The organism is Zooshikella ganghwensis DSM 15267, assembly GCF_000428585.1.
GTDB classification, from domain to species: Bacteria; Pseudomonadota; Gammaproteobacteria; order Pseudomonadales; family Zooshikellaceae; genus Zooshikella; species Zooshikella ganghwensis.
This window is the reverse complement of record NZ_AUAF01000217.1, coordinates 1-5,260: the sequence shown is the minus strand read 5'-3', so window position 1 is coordinate 5,260 and position 5,260 is coordinate 1. Positions and strand designations below refer to the sequence as shown.

Annotated in this window: 5 protein-coding genes and 1 pseudogene; all 6 read right to left on the bottom strand. The window is 41.4% G+C overall.

The window, feature by feature from the left end:
* The coding region (locus F607_RS0124280; protein ID WP_027710124.1) for a transposase family protein at positions 1 to 197 on the bottom strand (197 nt) is incomplete at its 3' end.
* A gap of 161 nt (positions 198 to 358) precedes the next feature.
* The gene (locus tag F607_RS0124275; protein WP_027710123.1) at positions 359 to 778 is read right to left on the bottom strand and encodes a helical membrane plugin domain-containing protein; all 420 of its coding nucleotides are present in this window, start codon (positions 776 to 778) and stop codon (positions 359 to 361) included.
* Between the two features lie 29 nt (positions 779 to 807).
* Positions 808 to 1,998, bottom strand: coding sequence for an NAD(P)/FAD-dependent oxidoreductase (locus F607_RS0124270; protein ID WP_027710122.1), 1,191 nt, complete (start codon positions 1,996 to 1,998; stop codon positions 808 to 810).
* A gap of 72 nt (positions 1,999 to 2,070) precedes the next feature.
* Positions 2,071 to 3,129, bottom strand: a complete 1,059-nt coding sequence (locus tag F607_RS0124265; protein WP_027710121.1) for an oxidoreductase — start codon at positions 3,127 to 3,129, stop codon at positions 2,071 to 2,073.
* Positions 3,130 to 3,265: 136 nt separating this feature from the next.
* Complete coding sequence (locus F607_RS0124260) at positions 3,266 to 3,481, bottom strand: hypothetical protein (RefSeq protein ID WP_027710120.1); 216 nt, start codon at positions 3,479 to 3,481, stop codon at positions 3,266 to 3,268.
* 132 nt (positions 3,482 to 3,613) lie between these two features.
* Positions 3,614 to 4,951 (bottom strand): annotated as a pseudogene (gene metE / locus F607_RS31595) (5-methyltetrahydropteroyltriglutamate--homocysteine S-methyltransferase); the annotation flags it as partial.
* Positions 4,952 to 5,260: the final 309 nt, after the last annotated feature.

Here is a 5,260-nt window from a genome sequence, read left to right as displayed (position 1 = left end):
GGCAATTCTAGAAAGCCTTGAAACCATGCTTCCTTGGCCTTACCAAATCGCTCAATAGCAACCCAATCATCTGCTCCACACAACGCAGCACAAATCGTAATAGTAATGATATCAACCAACGTATGACGACGATGGCGTTCAACTCGAGGGTCGTCTAAGTGACTAAAATGATCTGCAATTGTATTATTTTTTTCCAATGTGATGCTCTAAGTCAGTTGCTAATCATCCTATTATACTGATTTTGTTGTATTTTTATATGCGATTGCCCTGGGGAACACCGTAAGCAGTAGAGACCAAGTATGGTCTTCTACTGTTTGAAACACAAATTTATTCATGCTTTGCATAAGTAAAATATTGACTAATCCACTGTTTTCATTTGTCTGCCAATAATTCGCATAAATTCGATAATAAAGTGCAAGGCTCGCCGTACTTCAGGGTCATTTATTGCTCGAATAAGTTGAAATAAGCGCGGTGGTTCCTGTAGTTTTTCTGTATTTGCATTAGCCATGCGAATTGCGTTTCCTGTAGTCCAACTAAGCGCTAAAAGATCTTCACCTGTTTTACTTAGTTTTTCCAGCATAGCTTCATCCAGAAATTCAATATTATCAGAAATCAAAGATAACAGATCAACAATATTATCAAACCTTCCCACTTCAGCTAATGGTGAAATTTTTTCGATAATTTTATCCAAGCCCGCAGTATCAATGTTTTCTACTTTTCCTGTGTGAGATTCATTATCACGATTTGGTAAATCAGTGTTTTTTGCTTCAACGGTCATGTACATACCTCCTTGTAAAAATGACTGCGTTAAACCAAACCACGGGCAACAGCCCAATAAATTCCACGGTTAAAGGTTTTACGCATTAATCCTCCCAACTTTGTCGGAGGGGCTACTTGTACATCACTACGATAGTCATACCAAAGAGGCATACCTGCATCCAACCCCATTTGCGCAACAGCCTGTACCTTTCCATCATAAATAGCAGAGGTATAACCTCGGCGCATTTCTGAAGCAATATTTTCTACTACTACGGGCGACTGGTTATGACAGCTCCCACCTGCTTTACTCACAGGTAAATCAACAGTATCACCCAACACATATACATTATCTGCACCATACATTTTTAATGTTTCATGATCTGTGGGCAGCCAGCCTTCATTATTTGCAGCTTGTGATACACCTGATTGAATGACTGCATCTACCGCTCGAATGGGCGGGGTCGCCATTAGAATATCAAATTCTTGTTTAGCGCCTTCTTTTGAGTATGCCACTTTTGCTTCAGGATCTACTTTATCCAGGGTAAAGCTGCGTTGATACTTAATATTTTTATTATCAAAAATCGTTGGTAATACATCACAGGTAGGTTTTTGTAAAAAAAGACAATTTCGTAGCAGCTGTGCAACTGTTGGATAACTGTAAATGATTTCAATTTGATCTCGTACTCCACGCTTACGTAAATATTCATCAAGCATCAGCGTAGTTTCGATTGGTGCAATGCCACATTGATGAGGTACATTTGGGGTTTCTGGAAAAGTCACCGTAATAAAAATACGACCTTCTTTAATGGAACGTAGTTTTTCTGCAAGTTGTTTGGCCGGTGCTGTTTGGTAAAAATGGTCACCGGCTTCTTTTAGCCCTTCAATACGCTCAGGTGAAGGTACGCAACCAGTTGCAATCACAAGGTATTCATATTCATATTGTTTACCACTCTGGCAAACGACATGGTTTTTATTAAACTCAAACGCTATCACTTCATCCACTGAAAACTCTATTTCAGGGCGCAATAATGAACATTGTTTACGTCTTAATTCATGAGGATGATATGCATTAAAGGCAACATACATATTGGCAGGTTTGTATTCATGCCATGGAGAGTTAGATAACATCATTATCTCAACACTACCTGCCAAAATCTCAGGGTAAAACTTAACAACCAAGCTATTAGCTGTCATTGTTCCCCCAATCCCCCCTCCTACAACAAGGATACGTTTAGCCATAAAAAAGTCCTTTTTAGCCTACATTAGAAAGGCGAATCCTTCGCCTGTTAGAAAATATAACCAATATAAATATTATTTGAAAAAATCATCAACTGATAAGGTTTTACCTTGATCGCTACTTAAAACTGCTAGCGCTAAAAGTTTAATGACATCCAGTCCTTCTTGTGCAGTAACAGGTACATCATGGCCTTTTAAAATCGCATCGGCAATGGCTTGATAATAATTTTGGTAACAACCATCTTCAGTTGTGATGACTTCTTGCTGTTCTTCAGTGTACAAAACACCATATTGCTCAATATTATCCTTACCCCATTTCGAATTCATAACTCCTGGGCTTTCCAGAGGTTTTACCCCAGCTTTAAGCTGTTCTTCCTGCGGGTCTAAACCTAATTTAATAAAGGAACCTTTGGTGCCCTGAATTTGAAAACGAATATTGGGGGCTGCAGAATAAGGACTGCCATGCAATACCATTTCTAACTGAGGATAGTGTAATAACACATGAAAAAAGTCAGTTGTCGTAGAGTTATCTCGCAGAGGAATACACCGAGCGGTTATTGCTTGGGGCAAACCAAATAAACACAGTGCCTGATCCAATAAATGTGACCCCAAATCAAACCAAATACCTGTGCCTGGACCTGGTTGCTCACGCCAACGGTCTCTCACCAGTGGGCGGAACCGGTCATAATGGGATTCCACATAACGTACCGCACCTAACTTACCACTGCTAATCAGCTTCTTAACCGTGAGAAAATCACCATCCCAACGCCGGTTATGATACACAGAGCAAATAACACCCTGTTGCTCAGCAAGTTTTACTAACGACTGCCCTTGTGCAATTTCTGACACCATCGGCTTTTCGATAACCACATGCTTTTTGGCTTGAAGACATGATGTTGCCAACTCATAGTGATATTGACTTGGTGCAGTAATTATCACTAATTCAGCATCAGAACTTTTTAGCAGCTCATTTACTTCAGAATAAACTTGAACACCAGGTAATTCTTTATTGATCTCATCAGGCTTACTGCTCTTAATGGCAACCAGCTCAAAATATTCACTGTTTATCAGAAAGGGAATATGAAATGTTTTTGCAGAATAACCATACCCGACAATTGCTGTTTTAATCGCCATATCTTAGTCCACAACTGACTCATTACATGTGGACTTACTTAAGCGCATCATTGCAGACTTACATAAATCCACTCATTTATTTGTTTGAAACATGAGGGATTCTACACTAAAGTCCTATTCCCTTTCTAACAAATGCTTAGGATGCGATTTGTTGTAGCTGTAAATCTTCATCAATTAACCGCCACTTACGTACATAGTGAGTAATTTTCAAACCATCAAACACATAAAACTCATTATCTTTTTTAAAGTAGCCACGAACAATTGAACATGAAAAAGCCGGATCAACAACAAGGTCAACCCGGCTGGATGGAGGAGGCAAAGCACTGGTTACATCTTGCCATTGTTGCTGCATAAGGTGGACATTCTCCTTACTGTATATAGATACAGCCATTTTATCGGGTCCACTTTATTTATACAACCAGATCTGTATAGCTCTCCCCTTCACGATTAAATTTTAGTATTAAGCATCTTCATCTTTATGCTGTTAGTGGGCTAACTCAGCTTGCTTGCCTACTGGCGTCGAAGCAATCGACTGACGCAGCTGCTTAGCAGCGTTCACCATTGCCGCTAAAGCAAGCTCACACTCCTCCCAATTGCGAGTTTTCAACCCACAATCAGGGTTAACCCAGAGTCGTTCAACAGGAATATATTTCATTGCCGCCTGCAAGAGCTTAACAATATCATCTGCTGTAGGCACACTGGGTGAATGAATGTCGTATACTCCAGGCCCAATTTCATTAGGATAACTAAAGGCTTCAAAAGCCGCCAATAGTTGCATTTTGGCGCGAGTGCTTTCAATCGTAATCACATCCGCATCCATTGCTGCGATATGCTCAATAATACTATTGAAATCGCTATAACACATGTGCGTATGAATTTGTGTAGTGGGCTTAGCGCCGGCAGAAGCGATACGGAAGGCACGTGTTGCCCAATGTAAATAATGGGCTTGTGCCGCTTTTTGTAAAGGCACCCCTTCTCTGAATGCAGGCTCATCAATTTGTACAATGTGAATACCTGCTTTTTCCAAATCCGCCACTTCATCACGGAGCGCAAGCGCAATCTGAAATGCACTGACTTCAGGAGCCACATCATCACGCGGATAAGACCACTGGAGAATAGTCACTGGTCCTGTCAGCATACCTTTCACAGGCTTGTTAGATAAAGACTGAGCGAAAGCACTCCAGCCTGCCGTCATTGGTTGTTGCCGTTCTACATCACCAATAACAATCGGTGGACGTACACAACGCGAGCCGTAACTTTGTACCCAACCATATTGTGTGGTAACAAAACCAGCTAATTGCTCAGCAAAATATTCCACCATGTCTGTTCGTTCTGGCTCACCATGCACTAAAACATCAAGATCCAGCGCTTCCTGTTTTTGAATAACAAATTGAATTTCTTTTTGTAATGACTGGTGATATTGGGTTAAATCGATATCACCTTTGCGAAACTTTGCCCGCAACTGACGTATTGCAGAAGTTTGAGGGAATGAGCCAATTGTGGTGGTTGGTAACAAGGGTAGTTGCAGCACTGCCCGTTGCACTTTAGCACGCTCAGCGTAGGGTTGTGAGCGTTGTTCCGCTTGAGCTGTTAGCGCAGACAAACGCTTCTGCACTACAGGACGCACCGCAAGCTCTCGAGCTTGAAGCCCCTGATCAGAGATCGCAAGCTGATCAGCAATTTGTGCTTCACCTTCACGTAAGCCAAGGGCTAATGCTGATAACTCCTGTAACTTTTGAATCGCAAAAGCTAACCCTGGTTTAACCTTTGTATCCAATTGTGTTTCCAGCTCTAAATCAACAGGCACATGGAGTAATGAACAGCTAGGTGCTAGCCCTCGATTCCGAAGTTTTTAATGCTTGACTAGCAGGGAGAGAGGTTCAGAAGGCTGGACTACAGGTATGGCTCCATTTCTTCGCCTAGCAAAGAACGATCAACACGACACCTGTAGACCAGTGATAGTGTAGTATATCGTGCTTCTACTTTAATGGCGACTAGATGACGACTTGTGTTGATTACCCCAATTCCCCATGTGATAACGTTTGTTCAGGCTCTTAACGACACCCTTACCGTTTCTTTTCAATCGTCTGGGTTAAGTCGAATTCAGCGTCATTGGTTAACGATTATCCTA

Excerpts from the sequence above, each read along its gene's own strand:
- F607_RS0124270 (WP_027710122.1), bottom strand. The coding sequence starts at position 1,998 with ATGGCTAAACGTATCCTTGTTGTAGGAGGGGGGATTGGGGGAACAATG.
- F607_RS0124275 (WP_027710123.1), bottom strand. The coding sequence starts at position 778 with ATGACCGTTGAAGCAAAAAACACTGATTTACCAAATCGTGATAATGAA.
- F607_RS0124265 (WP_027710121.1), bottom strand. The coding sequence starts at position 3,129 with ATGGCGATTAAAACAGCAATTGTCGGGTATGGTTATTCTGCAAAAACA.
- F607_RS0124260 (WP_027710120.1), bottom strand. The coding sequence starts at position 3,481 with ATGCAGCAACAATGGCAAGATGTAACCAGTGCTTTGCCTCCTCCATCC.